Annotated in this window: 19 protein-coding genes; 6 read left to right on the top strand and 13 right to left on the bottom strand. The window is 71.6% G+C overall.

The genetic code is table 11. The features are described from left to right. The 4 genes from ytfE to map form a co-directional block, all read left to right on the top strand. Positions 1 to 648, top strand: a 648-nt coding sequence (gene ytfE, locus ACIY1X_RS15560; protein ID WP_399682031.1) for an iron-sulfur cluster repair protein YtfE, incomplete at its 5' end; no start/stop codon positions are given. A gap of 25 nt (positions 649 to 673) precedes the next feature. Continuing rightward, a complete protein-coding gene (locus ACIY1X_RS15555; protein WP_399682028.1) occupies positions 674 to 2,968 on the top strand; it encodes a nitric-oxide reductase large subunit in 2,295 nt (764 codons plus the stop codon). A gap of 19 nt (positions 2,969 to 2,987) precedes the next feature. After that, positions 2,988 to 3,314, top strand: a complete 327-nt coding sequence (gene fdxA, locus ACIY1X_RS15550; protein WP_225782325.1) for a ferredoxin FdxA — start codon at positions 2,988 to 2,990, stop codon at positions 3,312 to 3,314. A gap of 111 nt (positions 3,315 to 3,425) precedes the next feature. Beyond that, entirely contained in the window at positions 3,426 to 4,172 is a 747-nt protein-coding gene (gene map, locus ACIY1X_RS15545) for a type I methionyl aminopeptidase (protein WP_225782324.1), read from the top strand. Positions 4,173 to 4,196: 24 nt separating this feature from the next. On the opposite strand, the gene ACIY1X_RS15540 is transcribed toward map, so the two are convergent. From ACIY1X_RS15540 to argS, 6 genes are all read right to left on the bottom strand, one after another. Beyond that, a complete protein-coding gene (locus ACIY1X_RS15540; RefSeq protein ID WP_399682024.1) occupies positions 4,197 to 5,771 on the bottom strand; it encodes an RNA polymerase factor sigma-54 in 1,575 nt (524 codons plus the stop codon). A gap of 16 nt (positions 5,772 to 5,787) precedes the next feature. Beyond that, the gene (gene lptB / locus ACIY1X_RS15535; protein WP_038203836.1) at positions 5,788 to 6,579 is read right to left on the bottom strand and encodes an LPS export ABC transporter ATP-binding protein; all 792 of its coding nucleotides are present in this window, start codon (positions 6,577 to 6,579) and stop codon (positions 5,788 to 5,790) included. Further along, complete coding sequence (gene lptA / locus ACIY1X_RS15530) at positions 6,576 to 7,268, bottom strand: lipopolysaccharide transport periplasmic protein LptA (protein ID WP_051953052.1); 693 nt, start codon at positions 7,266 to 7,268, stop codon at positions 6,576 to 6,578. The genes lptB and lptA overlap by 4 nt, the downstream gene beginning before the upstream one ends. 231 nt (positions 7,269 to 7,499) lie before the next feature. Continuing rightward, positions 7,500 to 8,144, bottom strand: coding sequence for a thiol:disulfide interchange protein DsbA/DsbL (locus ACIY1X_RS15525; RefSeq protein WP_038204129.1), 645 nt, complete (start codon positions 8,142 to 8,144; stop codon positions 7,500 to 7,502). Positions 8,145 to 8,214: 70 nt separating this feature from the next. Further along, positions 8,215 to 8,895 carry an SPOR domain-containing protein gene (locus ACIY1X_RS15520; RefSeq protein ID WP_399682021.1) on the bottom strand — a complete coding sequence of 227 codons (681 nt, stop codon included), beginning with the start codon at positions 8,893 to 8,895 and terminating at the stop codon, positions 8,215 to 8,217. Positions 8,896 to 8,910: 15 nt separating this feature from the next. Next, positions 8,911 to 10,587 carry an arginine--tRNA ligase gene (gene argS / locus ACIY1X_RS15515; protein WP_399682018.1) on the bottom strand — a complete coding sequence of 559 codons (1,677 nt, stop codon included), beginning with the start codon at positions 10,585 to 10,587 and terminating at the stop codon, positions 8,911 to 8,913. 152 nt (positions 10,588 to 10,739) lie between these two features. Between argS and ACIY1X_RS15510 the strand changes: the two genes are divergently transcribed. Beyond that, on the top strand, positions 10,740 to 11,036 hold the full coding sequence (locus ACIY1X_RS15510) for a PsiF family protein (RefSeq protein ID WP_038203819.1): 297 nt from the start codon (positions 10,740 to 10,742) through the stop codon (positions 11,034 to 11,036). Positions 11,037 to 11,105: 69 nt separating this feature from the next. Here the strand turns inward: ACIY1X_RS15510 and ACIY1X_RS15505 are convergent, their stop codons facing one another. From ACIY1X_RS15505 to ACIY1X_RS15490, 4 genes are all read right to left on the bottom strand, one after another. After that, positions 11,106 to 11,555: a DUF2214 family protein gene (locus ACIY1X_RS15505; protein ID WP_399682016.1), complete on the bottom strand. Its 450-nt coding sequence runs from the start codon at positions 11,553 to 11,555 to the stop codon at positions 11,106 to 11,108. 130 nt (positions 11,556 to 11,685) lie between these two features. Then, on the bottom strand, positions 11,686 to 12,618 hold the full coding sequence (locus tag ACIY1X_RS15500) for a LysR family transcriptional regulator (RefSeq protein ID WP_038203813.1): 933 nt from the start codon (positions 12,616 to 12,618) through the stop codon (positions 11,686 to 11,688). Positions 12,619 to 12,630: 12 nt separating this feature from the next. Next, positions 12,631 to 13,821 (bottom strand): CaiB/BaiF CoA transferase family protein, encoded by a 1,191-nt coding sequence (locus tag ACIY1X_RS15495; protein WP_399682013.1) that lies wholly within the window; start codon positions 13,819 to 13,821, stop codon positions 12,631 to 12,633. Beyond that, complete coding sequence (locus ACIY1X_RS15490) at positions 13,818 to 14,756, bottom strand: hydroxymethylglutaryl-CoA lyase (protein WP_399682010.1); 939 nt, start codon at positions 14,754 to 14,756, stop codon at positions 13,818 to 13,820. The genes ACIY1X_RS15495 and ACIY1X_RS15490 overlap by 4 nt, the downstream gene beginning before the upstream one ends. Positions 14,757 to 14,827: 71 nt before the next feature. On the opposite strand from ACIY1X_RS15490, the gene ACIY1X_RS15485 reads away from it, so the two are divergent. Then, the gene (locus ACIY1X_RS15485; protein ID WP_399682007.1) at positions 14,828 to 15,739 is read left to right on the top strand and encodes a RibD family protein; all 912 of its coding nucleotides are present in this window, start codon (positions 14,828 to 14,830) and stop codon (positions 15,737 to 15,739) included. 122 nt (positions 15,740 to 15,861) lie between these two features. On the opposite strand, the gene ACIY1X_RS15480 is transcribed toward ACIY1X_RS15485, so the two are convergent. From ACIY1X_RS15480 to ACIY1X_RS15470, 3 genes are all read right to left on the bottom strand, one after another. Continuing rightward, a complete protein-coding gene (locus tag ACIY1X_RS15480; protein WP_399682005.1) occupies positions 15,862 to 16,749 on the bottom strand; it encodes a hypothetical protein in 888 nt (295 codons plus the stop codon). After that, the gene (locus ACIY1X_RS15475; protein WP_399682002.1) at positions 16,746 to 17,792 is read right to left on the bottom strand and encodes a glycosyltransferase family 4 protein; all 1,047 of its coding nucleotides are present in this window, start codon (positions 17,790 to 17,792) and stop codon (positions 16,746 to 16,748) included. The genes ACIY1X_RS15480 and ACIY1X_RS15475 overlap by 4 nt, the downstream gene beginning before the upstream one ends. Before the next feature lie 13 nt (positions 17,793 to 17,805). Continuing rightward, positions 17,806 to 18,228, bottom strand: a 423-nt coding sequence (locus ACIY1X_RS15470) for a 6-pyruvoyl trahydropterin synthase family protein (RefSeq protein WP_399682000.1), incomplete at its 5' end; no start/stop codon positions are given.

Below are 18,228 nucleotides of genomic sequence, written 5' to 3'. Positions count from 1 at the left end.
CTGGCCCGCCGCATCCCGGGCGCGACGCGCCTGTTCGACCAGCACCACCTGGACTTCTGCTGCGCGGGCAACCGCACGCTGCGCACGGCGGCGCAGGACCTCGGCATCGCGGCCGAGCCGATCGCCGCCGAGCTGCAGGCGCTGCAGCAGCGCACCGAGGCCGGCGCCGCGCAGGACTGGAGCACGGCCACCGACACCGAGCTGGTCGACCACATCCTGGCGCGCTACCACGCGGTGCACCGCGAGCAGCTGCCCGAGCTGATCCGCCTGGCGCGCAAGGTCGAGCAGGTGCACGGCGAGCGCGCCGACTGCCCGCACGGCCTGGCCGACCACCTGGAAGCGATGGCGCAGGAGCTGGAGAGCCACATGCGCAAGGAGGAAGCGGTACTGTTCCCCATGTTCGCCCGCGGCCAGGGCCGCATGGCGGGCATGCCCATCGGCGTGATGCGCGCGGAGCACGACAGCCACGGCGCCGAGCTGCGCCGCCTGGCCGAGCTGACGAACGACATCGCCGCGCCGCAGGGCGCCTGCACCACCTGGCGCGCGCTGTACGCCGGCCTGCGCACCTTCCGCGAGGACCTGATGGCGCACATCCACACCGAAAACAACATCCTGTTCGAGCGCTTCGCGCCCGCGCAGGTGCACTGAACGCATCCCACGAGGAGAAGACACCATGGGTCCCTACAAGAAGCACTGGTACACGCTGATCGGCCTGTGCATCGTCATGTTCTCGCTGCTGGGCTACTTCGGCGCGGACATCTACCGCTCGGCGCCGCCGATCCCCGCGCAGGTGGCCAGCAGCAGCGGCAAGGCGCTGTTCACCGAGAAGGACATCCTCGACGGCCAGACCGCCTGGCAGTCGGTGGGCGGCATGCAGCTCGGCTCCATCTGGGGCCACGGCGCCTACCAGGCGCCCGACTGGACGGCCGACTGGCTGCACCGCGAGCTGAGCGCCTGGCTCGACCTGGCCGCGCAGGAGCGCCACGGCAAGCCCTATGCCGAGTTGGACGACAGCCGCCAGGGCGCGCTGCGCGCCGAGCTGCGCGCCGAGTACCGCGGCAACCGCGTCGACGGCGAGAACAGGCTGGTGGTGAGCGAGCGCCGCGCCGAGGCCATCGCCCAGGTCGCCGCCTACTATGATCAGCTCTTCTCCGACGCGCCCGCGCTGAAGAAGAGCCGCGAGAACTTCGCCATGAAGGAGAACACGCTGCCCAGCGCCGAGCGGCGCCAGCAGCTCACGCACTTCTTCTTCTGGACTGCCTGGGCCGCCGCCACCGAGCGCCCGAACAGCAAGGTGACCTACACCAACAACTGGCCGCACGAGCCGCTGATCGGCAACGTGCCCAGCAGCGAGAACGTGGTCTGGTCGATCGCCAGCGTGGTGGTGCTGCTGGCGGGCGTGGGCTTCCTGGTGTGGGGCTGGTCCTTCCTGCGCCGGCACGACGAGCCGCAGCCCGCCGCCCCCGCGCGCGACCCGCTCACGACCTTCGCCCTCACGCCCTCGCAGCGCGCCTTGGGCAAGTACCTGTTCCTGGTGGTGGCGCTGTTCGTCTTCCAGGTGTTCATCGGCGGCTTCACGGCGCACTACACGCTGGAGGGCCAGCAGTTCTACGGCATCGACGTGTCGCAGTGGTTCCCCTACTCGCTCACGCGCACCTGGCACATCCAGAGCGCGCTGTTCTGGATCGCCACCGGTTTCCTCGCCGTGGGCCTGTTCCTCGCGCCCGTCATCAACGGCGGCAAGGACCCGAAGTTCCAGAAGCTGGGCGTGGACGTGCTGTTCTGGGCGCTGGTGTTCGTGTGCGTCGGCTCCTTCGTCGGCAACTGGCTGGCCATCGCGCACAGGATGCCGGCCGAATGGAACTTCTGGCTCGGCCACCAGGGCTACGAGTACGTGGACCTGGGCCGCATCTGGCAGATCCTCAAGTGGGTCGGCATCCTGCTGTGGCTGGTGCTGATGCTGCGCGGCGTGCTGCCGGCGCTGTTCGCACGCAGCACATCGGGCAAGAAGGAAGACAAGAACCTGCTGGCCCTGCTCACCGCCTCGGTGGGCGCGATCGGCCTGTTCTACGGCGCGGGCCTGTTCTACGGCGAGCGCACCAGCCTGTCGGTGATGGAGTACTGGCGCTGGTGGGTGGTGCACCTGTGGGTGGAGGGCTTCTTCGAGGTCTTCGCCACCACCGCGCTGGCCTTCGTCTTCAGCAGCATGGGGCTGGTGTCGCGGTCGATGGCCACCTCGGCCAGCCTGGCCTCGGCGTCGCTCTTCCTGCTGGGCGGCATCCCGGGCACCTTCCACCACCTGTACTTCGCCGGCACCACCACGCCGGTGATGGCGGTGGGCGCGGCCTTCAGCGCGCTGGAGGTGGTGCCGCTGATCGTGCTGGGCCACGAGGCCTGGGAGAACTCGCGCCTGAAGACCCGCGCGCCGTGGATGGCGAACCTCAAGTGGCCGCTGGCCTGCTTCGTGGCCGTGGCCTTCTGGAACATGCTGGGCGCGGGCGTCTTCGGCTTCATGATCAACCCGCCGATCTCGCTGTACTACATCCAGGGCCTGAACACCACGCCCGTGCACGCGCACTCGGCCCTGTTCGGCGTCTACGGCTTCCTGGCGCTGGGCTTCACGCTGCTGGTGCTGCGCTACGTGCGGCCGCAATTCGTGTTCAGCGAGGGGCTGATGAAGACCGCCTTCTGGGGCCTGAACGCCGGCCTGGTGCTGATGATCGCCACCAGCCTGCTGCCGATCGGCTTCATCCAGTTCCACGCCAGCGTGACCGAGGGCCTGTGGTACGCCCGCAGCGAGGCCTTCATGCAGCAGCCGATCCTGGTGACGCTGCGCTGGGTGCGCACCTTCGGCGACGTAGTGTTCATCGTCGGCGCGGTCGCGATGGCCTGGCAGGTGGTGCTGGGCCTGGCCGGGCGCAGCGCGGCGGGACACGCCGACCCGCTGCTGCAGCCCGCAGCCCGCTGATTCGGGGCAGGCCCGCGCGATGACCCACGTCGTCACCGAGGCCTGCATCCGCTGCAAGTACACGGACTGCGTCGAGGTCTGCCCCGTCGACGCCTTCCGCGAGGGGCCGAACATGCTGGCGATCGACCCCGACGACTGCATCGACTGCGCCCTGTGCGTGCCCGAGTGCCCGGTGCACGCGATCTTCTTCGACGAGGACACGCCGCCGGACCAGCGCGACTTCCTGCCGCTGAACGCGCGGCTCGCCAAGGTCTGGCCGTTGATCGTCCGCGGCCACGGGGCCCTGCCCGATGCCGACGCCTGGGCCGACGTGGCCGACAAGCGCCATCTGCTGGACGAAGGCTGAGGCGTCCCATTCCAGCCGCCGCCGGGCGCGAGCTTCGACCTCGGCCCGGCGGCGCTGTTTTCACGGCGCCGGCATCGGGTCAGAATCGGCCCCGACGCAACAGGACCCTTCATGACCATCGAAACCCAAGACGACGTCGTCGCACTGAAACGCATCGGCAGGATCGTCTCGCTGACGCTGCAGCGGATGCTCGATGCCGCGGAACCCGGCATGACCACCCGCGAACTCGACCGGCTCGGCGAACGGCTCCTGGAGGAGCACGGCGCGCAGTCGGCGCCGAGGCTGACCTACGGCTTCCCGGCCGCGACGTGCATCAGCATCAACGAGCAGGCGGCGCACGGCATTCCCGGGGACCGGGTCATCCGGGCCGGCGACGTCCTGAACGTCGACGTGTCTGCGGAACTCGGCGGCTATTTCGCCGACACCGGCGGAACCACCGTCGTGCCGCCCTCCACGGCGCAGAAGACGCGCCTGTGCCACGCTACCCGCGCGGCGCTCGCCGAGGCCATGAAGCGTGCCCGGGCGGGGCAGCCGGTCAACGGCATCGGCGGGGCCATCGAGCGCACCGCGAAGGCGTACGGCTTCAAGGTCATCGAGAACCTCGGAAGCCACGGCGTCGGGCGCGCACTGCACGAGGCGCCGGACCACATCGCCGGCTACTTCGACCCCGCGGACCGGCGCATCCTGCAGGAAGGCATGGTCATCACCATCGAGCCCTTCCTGTCGACCAAGAGCCGCACCGTCACCGAGACCTCCGACGGCTGGACGCTGGCCGGCGCCCGCGGGAACCTGTCCGCGCAGTACGAGCACACGATGATCATCACGAAGGGCGCGCCCATCGTCGTCACGCAGCACTGACGGCGCGCGGGCGGAGGGCAGGCCCTACAGCGCCTTGCGCAGGTTCGCCGGCGCGATGCGCAGCGCCTCGCGGTACTTGGCGACGGTGCGGCGCGCGCACTCGATGCCCTGCTCCTTGAGCATCTCGGAGATCTGGCTGTCCGACAGCGGCTTCTTGGCGCTTTCGGCGCCGACGAACTGCTTGATGAGGGCGCGCACCGCGGTGCTGGAGGCGTTGCCGCCGGTCTCGGTGCCCAGGGCCGAGCCGAAGAAGTACTTCAGCTCCACCGTGCCGAAGGGCGTGGCCATGTACTTGGCGGTGGTCACGCGGCTGATGGTGGACTCGTGCAGGCCCAGCTCGTCGGCGATCTCGCGCAGCACCAGCGGGCGCATCGCCAGCTCGCCGTGCACGAAGAAGTTCTTCTGCCGCTCGACGATGGCGTTGGACACGCGCAGGATGGTGTCGAAGCGCTGCTGGATGTTCTTGATGAACCAGCGCGCCTCCTGCAGCCGCTGCGACAGCGCCTGACCGCCCTCGCCCTTGTGCGCCTTCAGCGCGCCGGCGTAGATGTCGTGCACGCGCAGGCGCGGCATCACGTCGGGGTTGAGCTGCACGCGCAGCTTCATGTTCGCGCCGCGGCCGCTGCGGGTGACGATGACGTCGGGCACGATGACGTTGCGCTCGACGTCGACGAAGCGCCGGCCCGGCTTGGGCTCCAGCCTGGCGATGAGCTGCATCGCCTGGCGCACCTCGTCCTCGCTGCCGCGGGTGAGCGCGGCCAGGCGGCGGAAGTCGCGCCGCGCCAGCAGCTCCATCGGCTGCTTGCAGATGGCCAGCGCGATCTTGCGCACCTCCATCGCGTCCTCGTCGCCCTCGTCGTCGGCGGCGCCGGCGCGCAGCTGGATGGCCAGGCACTCGCCCAGGTCGCGCGCGCCCACGCCCACCGGCTCCAGGCTCTGCAGCAGGCCCAGCGCGACCTGGAAGTGGTGCACCAGCTCGTCGAACTGGTCGTTGTCGTCGCCGGCCAGCGCCGAGGCCAGGGCGGGCAGCGAGTCCTCCAGGTAGCCGTCGTCGTCGAGCGACTCGATCAGGAAGCGCAGCGCGGCCGAGTCCTCCGGCGACAGTCGCAGGGACAGCGCTTGGCGGTGCAGGTGCTCCTGCAGCGACTCGTGGCTGCGCGCCAGCTCGGTGGCGTCGGCGCGCTCGTCGTCGTCGCCGCTGCCGCTGCTGCGCGGCGGCGCGTCGCCGCCCCACTCGCTGTCGTCGGGCGCCAGGTCGACGCTGCCGTCGCCCTCCCAGTCGGGCTCGGCGTCGACGGCATCGGCCACGGGCGCGTCGGCATCGCCGCCGGCGACGGCGCCGTCGGACCCCGGCACGGCGAGGGACGGCTCGGCGTCCTCGCGCTCCTCGCGCGGCTGCGGCGCGTCGGCGCTGTCCAGGCCGAACTCCTCGCGCTGCGCCTCCTCGGTCTGGCGCTCCAGGAAGGGGTTGTCGTCGAGCATCTGCTCGACCTCCTGCGCCAGCTCCAGGGTGGACAACTGCAGCAGGCGGATCGACTGCTGCAGCTGCGGCGTGAGCGCCAGGTGCTGCGAAACCCGCAGCGACAGGCCCTGCTTCATGCCGTGCGGTCCTCGTTCACATGCGGAAGTGCTCGCCCAGGTACACGCGGCGCACTTCGACGTTGTCGACGATCTCCGATGGCGTGCCTTGTGCCAGCACATGCCCGTCGCTGATGATGTAGGCGTGGTCGCAGATGCCCAGCGTCTCACGCACGTTGTGGTCGGTGATGAGCACGCCGATGCCGCGCTCCTTGAGGAAGCTGATGATGCGCTGGATCTCGATCACCGCGATCGGGTCGATGCCGGCGAAGGGCTCGTCCAGCAGGATGAAGCGCGGCTGGGTGGCCAGGGCGCGGGCGATCTCCACCCGGCGCCGCTCGCCGCCCGACAGGGCCAGCGCCGGCGAATCGCGCAGGTGGTCCACGCGCAGGTCGGTCAGCAACTCGGTCAGGCGCTCGTCCATGCGCGCCTTCGACAGCGGCACCATGCGGCCGTTCGCGTCGGGCTCGCGCTGCAACTCCAGCACGGCGCGCACGTTGTCCTCGACATTGAGCTTGCGGAAGATCGAGGCCTCCTGCGGCAGGTACGACAGGCCCATGCGCGCGCGGCGGTGGATGGGCATGTGGGCGATCTGCTCGCCGTCGATGCTGATGTCGCCGGCGTCGGCGCGCACCAGCCCGACGATCATGTAGAAGGAGGTGGTCTTGCCGGCGCCGTTGGGGCCCAGCAGGCCGACCACCTCGCCCTTGCGCACGTCCAGCGAGACGTCGCGCACCACCCGGCGGCTGCCGTAGCTCTTCTGCAGGCCGCGCGCCTCCAGCCGGCTGCCGGGGGCGGACTCGGCCGCGGGGTTGGCGGCCTCGATCACGGGCGCGCCCCCTGGCCGTCCAGGGTGGTGCTGGGGCGCAGGCCCCGTTCGCCCTCGGGCGCGGCGGGGGCGGCCGGCGCCCCCTTGCCGGGCTCACTGGCCGCGCGCGGCGTCAGGATCGCGCGCACCCGGCCGCCGGGCTGGCCGGCGGAGACGCTGGCGTCCGGCGGCAGCGGCGCGCCGTTGACGGTGAAGGTGTCGTTGCTCTGGTCGTAGACGATCAGCGGGCCGGTGGTCTCGTCGTTGACCCTGGCGCCGACCAGCCGGCGCATGACGGCGCGGCGGATGAACTTCACGTTGTCGGCGCGGCCGTCGTACTCGATGACCTCCGATTCGCCCTCGATCCACTCGTCGGTGCCGGCGTCGCGCTTCTGCTTGTAGTAAGCGCGCTGGCCGGGCGCGGCGGTGACCACGCCGTACTGGTAGCCGTCCGGGTCCTGCCGCACGTCGATGCGGGCGCCGCGGATGATGATGGTGCCCTTGGTGACGACCACCCTGCCCGTGAACACGCTGGTCTGCTTGAGGTCGTCGTAGCGCATGTTGTCGGCCTCGATGTTCATCGGCTTGGTGCGGTCGGCCTTCTCGGCCTGGACGGCGCCGCCGGCCAGGGCCAGGGCCGTGCCCAGGAACAGCAGGCGGGCCAGGCGGCGGAAGGAGGCGGCGGGGAGGTGCATCAAGGGGAATGTCATAAAGGCACGAAACTTGCTGGCATTGTATGCCGCGACCTTTCGCGGAACGGACGGCCCTCAAGGACAAAAGCCCGCGGGCGCGGGCTTTGGGCAGGGGCGTTGCCGCCAATCAGGAGGCCGCGGAGCAGGCCATGCGGGAACACGCACGGAACCGGCTCCGCCGGGCCGTCGCGTGTGCCCCCTCGAGGGGGTTGGCGAAGCGGAACGAAGTCCGCGAAGACTGGGGGTGGTTCACTTTCTGGCCTGGCCGATGAGGGAATCCGTGATCTGCAGCGCACGGCCGAGCGAACCGGCCAGTTCGCCGTCCACGTACCAGCGGCCGGCCACGCCCAGCGCCGGCACGCCGGCCACCTTGTAGGCGTCGGTCATCTGCGTGGCGCGCTTGACCTTGCCGGCCACGCTGAAGGACTTGTAGGTGTCGGCGAACTGCTTGGCGTCCAGGCCGCTCTGCTGGCCGGCCCAGGCGAGGATGGCCTCGTCGCCGAACAGGCGCTGGCGCTCCTGGTGGATGGCCTGGAAGACCTTCATCTGGAACGCGTCGATCTTGCCCAGCGCTTCCAGCGTGTAGTAGAGCTTCTGCTTGGCCTGCACGTCGTTGCCCACGAAGGGCACGGGGATGCGGCGGAAGACCACGTTCGCGGGCAGCTTCTTGACCCAGGCTTCCAACTGCGGCTCGAAGGCGGCGCAGTGCGGGCAGTTGTACGAGAAGAACTCGACCACCTCGATCTTGCCCGCCGGCGCATCGACCGGGGCCGGCTTGCCCAGCACCACGTAGTCCTTGCCGGGGGCGAAGGCGCCCTGGGCCTGGGCGGTGCCGGCCAGCGGCATCAGGGCCGCCGCGGCGGCGGTGGCGAGCGAAAAGTCACGTCGGTTCATGGTCAAGGTGTTTCTCCTGTGCCGCGGACAGAGCGGCGCGTGGGCCGGGGAGTTCCCCGGCGGGGGGCATTCAGCGCTGCACGCGCACGAGCGCGGCGTCGAAGCCGCCGGTGCTCAGCCGGTCCTTCAGGCGATCGGCGTCGTCCTTCTTGTTGAAGGGGCCGGCACGGACGCGGTAGACGGTGCGGCCGGCCTGCTCGCGTTCGGTGATCTTGGCCTCCACGCCCATCAGCGAGAGCTTGGCGCGCTGGGCCTCGGCCTCGTCGGTGCCGCGGAAGGCGCCGGCCTGCACGAAGTAGACGAAGGGGTCCGGCCCCGTCGCTTCGGGCGCCGCGGCCACCTGCGTCCCGGCGCCGCCGCCGGCTCGCGAGCGGGCGAAGTCGCCGAGCGGGTCGCCGGACGCGGGGGCCGCCGGCCGTGCCGGCGCCACCACCACCGGGGCGGGCACCGGCGAATTGAGCTGGCCGGCCGCCGCCGTGGCCGCGTCGCCCGGCGGCGCCACGGTGCCGCTGGCGGTGGGCGCCGGCGTGCGCGGGGCCTGCGGCTTGCCGGCCAGCGGCGAATTGGGGTCCCAGTCGCGGTTCTTGCGCGCCTCGGCCTCGTCCTGCTCGGCGCCGCGCGGCTGGTTCTTGGCGAGGAAGGGCACCGGCACCTTGGTGACGTACACCGCCACGCCCAGCGCGATGCCCAGCCCGAGCACCAGGCCCACGATCAGGCCGATGACGGTGTTCCCTCGTTGTCTGCTTCTCATGGGTCCCATGTTTCTCTACATCTTGCGCGGAGCGCTCACGCCGAGCACAGCCAAGCCATTGTGCAGCACCTGCGCACAGGCGGCGACGAGGGCGAGGCGGGCTTTCTTCACGGCTTCGTCGTCGACCAGGATGCGTTCGGCGTCGTAGTAGCTGTGGTAGGCCGCGGCCAACTCGCGCAGGTAGAAGGCGACGTCGTGCGGCGCGAAGTCGCGCGCGGCGGCGGCCAGCATGTCGGGGTACTTCGCCAGCAGCAGCATCAGCGGCTGGGCGGCCTCGGTCGCCAGGGGCGAGAGGTCCACGCCCTTCAGCGCAGCGGGGTCGGTGCCCTCCTTGTCGAGCACCGAGCAGATGCGCGCATGGGCGTACTGCACGTAGTAGACCGGGTTGTCGTTGTTCTGCGCCAGCGCCAGGTCGACGTCGAAGGTGTATTCGGTGTCGGGCTTGCGGCTGAGCAGGAAGAAGCGCACCGCGTCCTTGCTGGTCCACTCGATCAGGTCGCGCAGCGTGACGTAGCTGCCGGCGCGCTTGCTGATCTTGACCTCCTGGCCGCCGCGCATCACGCGCACCATGGTGTGCAGCACGTAGTCCGGGTAGCCCTCGGGGATGCCCTCGTCCGCCGCCTGCAGCCCGGCGCGCACGCGCGCGATGGTGCCGTGGTGGTCGGTGCCCTGGATGTTGACCACCTGGTGGAAGCCGCGCTCCCACTTGGCGAGGTGGTAGGCGACGTCGGGCACGAAGTAGGTGTACGTGCCGTCCTGCTTGCGCATGACGCGGTCCTTGTCGTCGCCGTAGTCGGTGGTCTTCAGCCACAGGGCGCCGTCCTGCTCGTAGGTCTTGCCCGCCGCGACCAGCTTCTTCACCGCGGCCTCGACGCGGCCGCTGGCGTACAGGCTCGATTCGAGGTAGTAGTGGTCGAAGCGCACCTGGAAGGCCTTGAGGTCCAGGTCCTGCTCGTGGCGCAGGTAGGCGACGGCGAACTGGCGGATCGAGTCTAGGTCGTCCGGGTCGCCGCTGGCGGTGTATTCGCGGTCGTCGGACTTCACCGTCTTCTTCGCCAGGAAGTCGTTCGCGATGTCCTGGATGTACTCGCCGTTGTAGGCGGCCTCGGGCCATTCGGCGTCGCCCGGCTTGAAGCCCTTGGCGCGCAGCTGCGTGCTGGTGGCCAGGGTCTGGATCTGCACGCCGGCGTCGTTGTAGTAGAACTCGCGCCACACCGGCCGGCCCTGCGTCGCCAGCAGGTTGCAGATGGCGTCGCCCAGCGCCGCCTGGCGGCCGTGGCCCACGTGCAGCGGGCCGGTGGGGTTGGCGGAGACGAACTCGACCAGCACCTTCTCGCCGCTCGCCTCCGGTTTGCGGCCGAAGGCCTCGCCGGCCTCGAGCACTTCGCGCACCACCTGCTGCTTGGCTGCGGGCTTCAGCCGGATGTTGAGGAAGCCCGGGCCGGCGATCTCGATCGCATCGGCCCACTGCGCGAAGGCGGGCGCAGCCAGCAGGGCCGTGCGCAGTTCCTCGCCGAGCTGGCGGGGATTCTTCTTGAGGGGCTTGGCCAGCTGCATGGCGGCCGTGCAGGCCAGGTCTCCGTGGGCGGCGACCTTGGGGGATTCGAAGGCGGCCCGCACGCCCGCGCCGGGCGACAGCGCCTCCAGCGCGTCGGCCAAGGCGGCCAGCAGGTCCTGTTTGACGGTAAGCATCGCGGGATTTTATGGGGGGCAAACTCGCCGGACGGGTGGACTCAGGTCAGCCGATGCGGCAGGGTGGACGTTGAGGGCCCGGGCCCGGAGAATCCGGCCCGGCCGGCAAGGCCCGGCCACCTTCCATCCACTGCTCAGGAAGACCACACACCATGAAGAAGCTCCTCTCCCTCGCCGCCCTCGGCGCCTGCCTGGCCTTCGGCACCGCCGCCCATGCGCAGGACAAGGCCCCGACGGCGCAGCAGAACAAGATGAAGACCTGCAACGCCGAGGCCGGCGACAAGAAGGGCGACGAGCGCAAGGCCTTCATGAAGCAGTGCCTCTCGGCCGCCAAGCAGACGCAGCAGGACAGGATGAAGTCCTGCAACGCCGACCCCAAGGCCAAGGCGCTCAAGGGCGACGAGCGCAAGGCCTTCATGAAGGAATGCCTCAGCAACAAGGCCGCCTGACGAGCCGGCCCCGCGCAGCGGCCCGAAGGACAAGGCCCCGCCGGTGCGGGGCTTGTTTTCGTCCGCCTTCTATCCGAAGCCGCGCGCCAGGAACACGGCGAACAGCGGGATGAGCGCCACCAGGTGCGCCTGGATCATCACCAGCCGGCGCGTCTTGCGCACCTCGGCCTCGGCGGGCAGCGTGCCGTCGGCGCGCAGCCGCCGGCGCCAGCGCAGGTAGCTGATCGTGGGGAAGATCGACATCACGCCCACGATGACGAACAGCGTGAGCTTCACGTGCAGCAGCGGATTGGTCCAGTACCAGGCCGAGCCCTTGATGCCCCAGACGGTGCGCGCGATGCCGGTGGCCAGCACGGTCACGGCGGCGATGCCGTAGACCATGTCGACCCGCGCCAGGCGCTCGACGACCTTGGCATTCATCCATTCCATGCGGCACAGCGCCGCCTCGCTGGAGAGGAAGACCACCATCGTCAGGATGGCAAGGATGTGCAGGTAGGCCAGGATGGCTTCGAGGGTCATCGGACGGTCCTCGCAGGGAAGTGTGTCGTGGGGAGGCGGGCATTGTGCCGCGCCCGCCCCGCGGCCCGGGTGGGCATGCGACGAAATGTCCAGGCGGCGGCGCGGAACGCGCCAGGGCGGCGCCGGCCGTTCAGCGGCCGCCGCTGCCCCAGTAGTCCGGCCGCGCGTAGTGCGCCTTGAGAAAGTCCAGCCACAGCCGCACCCGCAGCGGCAGGTGCTTGGCGTGAGGGAACACGGCGTAGATGCCGTTGGGCGGCGCCGCGAATTCATCCAGCACCGGCACCAGCAGGCCGGCGTCGATCTCGGCCTCGACCTCCCAGGTGCTGCGCCAGGCGATGCCGTGGCCGGCCAGGCACCAGTCGTGCAGCACCTGGCCGTCGGAGCAGTCCAGGGGGCCGACGGGCTTGAGGTGGATCACCTCATGGCCCTCGCCGCCCTCCTGCGGGACGCTGAATGCCCATCCGCGGGTCTGCGAGGCGTCGCTGCTGAGGGTGAGGCAGGCGAAGCGCGCCAGGTCCGTCGGGTGGCGAGGCACGCCGTGGCGGCGCAGGAAGTCGGGCGTGGCGACGCAGCGGCGGCGGTTGTCGGCCAGCCGCATGCTCACCAGCGAGGAATCGGGCAGGTCGCCCACGCGCACCGCGCAGTCGAAGTGCTCGCCGGCCATGTCGATGACGCGGTCGCTCAGGTTCAGCGAGATCGTCACTTCCGGATGCAGCTCGTGGAAGCGCGGCACCAGCGGCGCCACGTGCCGGCGGCCGAAGCCGGCCGGCGCCGTCACGCGCAGGTGGCCGCTGGCCTTGACTCGGCCGGCGCTGACGCTGGCCTCGGCGTTGGCCAGCTCGGTCAGCAGGCGCTGGCAGTCCTCCAGGAAGGCGCTGCCCTCGTGCGTGAGCGTCAGGCGCCGCGTGGTGCGCAGCATCAGCCGCACGCCCAGGCGCTCCTCCAGCGCGTCGAGCCGGCGGCCGATGACGGCCGGCGCCACGCCCTCGGCCTTGGCGGCGGCGGTGAGGCTGCCGCGCGCGGCGACGGCGACGAAGGTCTCGAGCTGGGTCAGGCGGTCCAACGTCGCGGACCTTCAGCGCACGGCGCCGTCCGCGCGCAGCCGCGCGATCTCGTCCTCGCCGTAGCCCAGCTCGCGCAGCAGCGCATCGGTGGACTCGCCGATGGCCGGCGGCTGCAGGCGGATGCCGGGCCGCTCGCCGCCCAGGGTGAAGGGCAGGAGCGGCACCTTCGCCATGTGGCCGTCGTTCATGCGCACAGGCGCCAGGCCGCCGCTGGCGTTCAGGTGCGGGTCGTCGAACAGCTCCTGCGGCCGGGTGATGGGCGCGAAGGGCAGCTCGTTGGCCTCGAACACCGCAGCCAGCTCGTCGGCACTTCGGACGGCCAGGTGCGAGCGCAGCAGCGGCATCATCCACTCGCGGGCGCGCACCCGGTCGTTGTTGGTCGCCAGGCGCGGGTCGGCCAGCAGTTCGTCCAGGCCGAAGGCCTTGCAGAAGATCTGCCACTGCTTGTCGCTGACCACCGCCAGGAAGATCTGCTCGCCGTCCTTCACGGTGAAGACGTCGTAGATGCCCCAGGCCGAGATGCGGCTGGGCATCGGGTCGGCCGCCTTGCCGGTGGCGGCGAACTGCATCATGTGCTGCGCCACCAGGAAGACGTTGTTCTCGAACAGAGCCGACTGCACCTCGCAGCCGCGGCCGGTGATCTCGCGCCGGCGCAGCGCGGCCATCGCGCCGATGGCGCCGAACAGGCCGCCCATGATGTCGTTGACGCTGGTGCCGGCGCGCAGCGGGTCGCCGGCGCGGCCGGTCATGTACGCCAGGCCGCCCATCATCTGCACCACCTCGTCCAGCGCGGTGCGGTGCTCGTAGGGGCCGGGCAGGAAGCCCTTGTGGCTCACGTAGACCAGGCGCGGGTGGTCGGCCTTCAGGCTGTCGTAGTCCAGGCCCAGCTTCTTCATCGTGCCGGGCTTGAAGTTCTCGCTCACGACGTCCGCGGTGGCGATGAGCTTCTTCGCCGCGGCGATGCCCTCGGGCGACTTCAGGTCCAGCGCGATGCTCTTCTTGTTGCGGTTGAAGGCGGGGAAGAAGCCCGCACCGGAGCCCAGCAGGCGGCGTGTGGCGTCGCCCTCCACCGGCTCGACCTTGATGACCTCGGCGCCGAGGTCGCCCAGCAGCAGGCCGCAGGTGGGCCCCATGACCATGTGGGTGAACTCGACCACGCGGATGCCCGCGTAGGGCAGCGGGGCGGCGGCGCTGTCTGTCATGACTGGATTCCTCGTTGAACGAAGCCCTTGGGCAGCCCGGCCTCGGGCGTCATGCCGTAGACCGGCTCGCCGGGCAGGCCGGCCATCAGCGGCCGGCGCGCGGCCAGGAGGCGCTGCAGATCGACACCGGTGGGCACACCCATCGCCTCGAACATGAAGACCAGGTCCTCCGTCACCACGTTGCCGGAGGCGCCGGGCGCATAGGGGCAGCCGCCCAGGCCGCCGAGCGAGGCGTCGAAGGTGGTGACGCCCTCCTCCCAGGCCGCCAGGCAGTTGGCCAGGCCCAGGCCGCGGGTGTTGTGCATGTGGGCCGCACCCGCCTTGCCGCCCAGCTCGCTGCGCAGGCGGCGGAACAGGCGGCGCACCTGCGCCGGGTTGGCGTAGCCGACGGTGTCCGACAGGCCGACCTCGTCGGCGCCCGCCTCGGCGCACAGCACGGCCAGGCGGATCACGTCGTCCTCGTCGACCGCGCCCTGCAGCGTGCAGCCGAAGGCGGTGGAAATGCCGGCCTCCAGGCCCGCGCCGGGGGCCAGCTCGCGGCGCAGCGCGTCGATGGCGCGCACCTCCTCGACCATCTCCTCGGGAGTCTTGCGCACGTTGGCCAGCGAGTGGGCGCGGCTGGCCGACACCGGCATGGTGAGCTTGTGCGCGCCGGCCGCCAGCGCCGCCTGTGCGCCCTTGCGGTTGGGCACCAGCGCCATCGCGGTCAGGCCGGGCAGCGCGGCGGCGTGGCGCACCACCTCGGCGGCGTCGGCCATCTGCGGCAGCAGCTTCGCGGGGACGAAGGAGGCGACCTCGATCTCGCGCAGGCCGGCGGCGTGCAGCGCGTCGATCCAGCGCAGCTTGTCGGCCGTGGGCATGGTGGCCTTCACCGACTGCAGGCCGTCGCGCGGGCCGACCTCGCTGATCAGGACGGCGGGAGCGGGAAGAGACATGCGGCGATTGTCCGCGACGGCGCCGTGCGAAGGATTGCGCGTTTCGGGCCGAGCCGTCACAGTCGGCACGGTTGCCAGCCGATCCATCCCCCCTGCACGCGGCCGCCGCTTCGGCGGAGCGGCCTGCGCACGCGCAGCCCGGCTCGGCCGAGGCGCTGTGGGCGCTGCTGCTGCGCCAGGCCCACGGCGCGCCCCCCGCCTCTTCCGGCGAGGCGCTGGACTGGCAGCCCGACGCGGGCTGGGCGCTGCGCGGCGCCTGGGCCGACGCGGCGCGTGCGCTGTTCGCGCTTTTCAAGCCGCTGCTGGACATCCAGGCGCGCACGGGGGGCTGGGTGGTCGGCCAGCTCGGGCAGAGCCTGGACGGCTGCGTGGCGACGCGCACCGGCGAATCCCGCTTCATCAACGGGCCGGAGAACATCGTCCACCTGCACCGCCTGCGCGCGCTGAGCGAGGTGGTGCTGCTGGGCGCCGGCTCGGTGGCGGCCGACAACCCGCTGCTGACCACGCGCAAGGTGCCGGGCCCGAACCCGACGCGGGTGCTGCTGGACCCGCGCGCCGGCCTGGCGGAGCGCGTCGCCTCGGCGCAAGTGTTCGTGGACCGCAGCGCGCCCACGCTGTGGCTGTGCGATGCCCGCTGGCGATCGCAGGCGGAGGCGCGGGCGGGCGCCGGCCGGGTGCTGGCGGTGCCGGGCCTGCTGCGCGACGACGACGGCACGCCGGACGCGGCGCGCGCGGTAGCCGCGCTGCGCTCGCGCGGCCTGCGGCGCATCTTCGTCGAGGGTGGCGGGGTGACGGTGTCGCGCTTTCTCGCGCAGGGCTGCCTCGACCGGCTGCACCTGTCGGTGGCGCCGCTGCTGGTCGGTAACGGCCGGCCGGGGCTGCGCTTCGACGGCCCGGCGCGGCTGGCCGACTGCGCGCGGCCGGCGCATCGCGTCCATCCGATGGGCGTCGATCAGCTCTGGGACCTGGACCTGCGCGGCTAGTGCGGATCGGCGTTCGATCAACGACAACCGCTCGGGCTGAGCTTGGCCTGTCCTGAGCTTGCCGAAGGGTCGAAGCCGGGTGCGGCGCTTCGACAGGCTCAGCGTGAACGGTTGGTGGATGCTCATGGGCGCACTTTCGCGAAAAGGTCGATGTGACCGACATTCAGGCAAGTGGAGCGCCGCATCGCGTGGCGCCGCGCCTGCCAGGCGTCGACGAGCGCCCTGTCGACGGCCCCGGCCTGTTCCCTGGCGGCTTGCGCCATGCCATCGACCATCGCGGCCAGCATGGCGTCGTCGCCTTCGATGTCCCAGTCGCTGGACACCTGCTGCACCACGTAGCCGGCATCGCCCATGAGGCGGCTGGCCACGGCCGGCGCCTGCGCGCCCAGCGCGGGGCCGAAGCCCTTGTCGCGCCGCTGGTGCGCGGCGAACAGGCGGTCGATGGCGGCGTCCGCCGGATCGGCGGGCGTCCAGCCCACGCGCCCATCGACGCTCAGCGCGAACAGCATCGCCGCCTGCGCGTCGCGTGCGTGCCCGACCAGCGCCTCCAGCCAGGCGGCCGACACGAGGTCGAGCAGCGCGGAGGCCGTCACCAGTTGCGTGTCCGCCAACTCGAGGCGGTGCAGGTCGTGCGCCAGGTCCAGCGCTTCCAATGTGACCTCGGCGCCGAAACCGGGCCCGTCAATGCCGATGGCGTCCGCGCCGATCCCGCGCAGCGTGTAGCCCTGGTGTTCCGCCCATGCCGCCAGCGCCCCGGGCACGGCCGCCAGCAGGGCGGGGTCGTGATCGACCAGCCGCCAGCGCTGGCCCGGCCCGAGCCGCGGCGCAAGCGCCCGGAAGTTCGCGCCGCTGCCGCAGGCCAGATCGAGCACCGACGGCCCCGCGCCGCCATGCGCCGCACGCCACCGCTGCGCCAACGAAGGCAGCGCGAAGGCGTCGATGGCCGCTGCGCGCGCCCGGCGGTCGAAGGGCTCGCGCAGGGCCAGCCAGTCGGCGCTGAATCCGCTCATGGCAGCCGCAATGCCTCGGCGAAGCGCGCGGCCGCCTCGCGCCAGCCGGGCAGGCGCGCGCCGGCGGCCCGCGCGCCGCGGGCCAGCGACGCACGCCAGGCAGGATCGTCCAGCAGGCGGGCCAGCGCGGCGCGCAGCGCCGGCACGTCGCCGGGCGGCACCAGCACGCCGGCCCCGGCCGGCACGGTGTCGGGGATGGCGCCGGCTGTCGTGCTCACGACGGGCAGGCCGTGCGCCATCGCCTCGGCCAGCGCCATGCCGTAGCCCTCGTGGAAGGACGGCAGGACGAAGGCATCGGCCTGCGCGTAGTGCCGGGCCAGCCGGTCGGCATCGACCTCGCCGTGCAGGTGCACGCGCGGCGCCAGGCCGTGCGCCGCGATGGCGTGGCGCAGTGCATAGACCGTGTCCGGGCTGCGCGCCAGGCTGCCGACGCAGTGCAGCGTCCAGGCGCGGTCCTGAAGTCCGGCCAGGGCGTCGATCAAGACGCCGTGTCCCTTGCGCGGCGTCACGGCGGCCACGCACAGCAGCGACAGGCCGTCGCCGGCCGGGCGTTCATGCGCAGCGGCGGGCACGGTCCCCGGCTCCACCACGCGGATGCGCACTGGCGGCACGTCGTAGTCGCGCTGCAGCGCCCGCGCCGTCGCGTGGCTTGTGACGATCACCCGGCGCGTCATCCCGAGGGCGCGCCGTTCGCTGTCGAGAAGCTGCCGGCGCTGTGCCGCGTCCAACCCGGTCTCCAGCGCCAGCGGGTGATGCACCAGCGCCACCCACGCCAGCCGCTGCGCATGGCGGGCGGCGATCTCGGGCAGCGCACCGAAGGCCAGGCCGTCGGCGACCACCAGGCTGCCGTCGGGCAGGCCCGCGATCCGTTCGGCCGCATCGGCCAGCGCGGCTGCATCGGGCCAGGGGAAGCCGTCGGCCAGCGCCAGGACTTCCACCGTCCAGCCCGCATCGCGCAGCCCCTCGATGATGTGCCGGTCGTAGGCATAGCCGCCCGTGCGGGTGTCCAGGTCGCCCGGCACCACGAAGACCACGGACGGCACGGCGCCTGCGCCCTCAGGAACGGGGTGCCGCGGGCAGTTCGCCCTCGTAGGCAGCCCAGGCGACGTGCGACTCGTGCAGCGTCACCTTCATCGCGCGCAGGCCGCCGGCATGCGGTCCCAGTTCGCCCGCGGCGATCCGCGCGGCGGCGCGGTCGAACACGGCGCGGGCCAGGAACTCGGTCGTGGTGTTGCGGCCGAGGAAGACCGATTCCTCGTCGAGGTTGCGGAAGTTCAGCTCGGCCAGCACGGCGCGCAGCATCGCGGTGAGCAGGCCGATGTCGGCCACGATGCCGTCCGGGTCCAGTTCGGGCCGGCGCAGTTCCAGGTCCACCACGTAGGTGGCGCCGTGCAGGCGCTGCGCGGGGCCGAAGACCTCGCCGCGGAAGCTGTGGGCGATCATGAAGTGGTCGCGGACGTTGACGCTGTACATGGGCTT

The sequence above is a fragment of the Xenophilus sp. genome, from assembly GCF_044462705.1.
Lineage (GTDB): Bacteria > Pseudomonadota > Gammaproteobacteria > Burkholderiales > Burkholderiaceae_C > Xenophilus > Xenophilus azovorans.
Note: the sequence above shows the minus strand (reverse complement) of the source record. Positions and strands in the feature narration are given on the sequence as shown.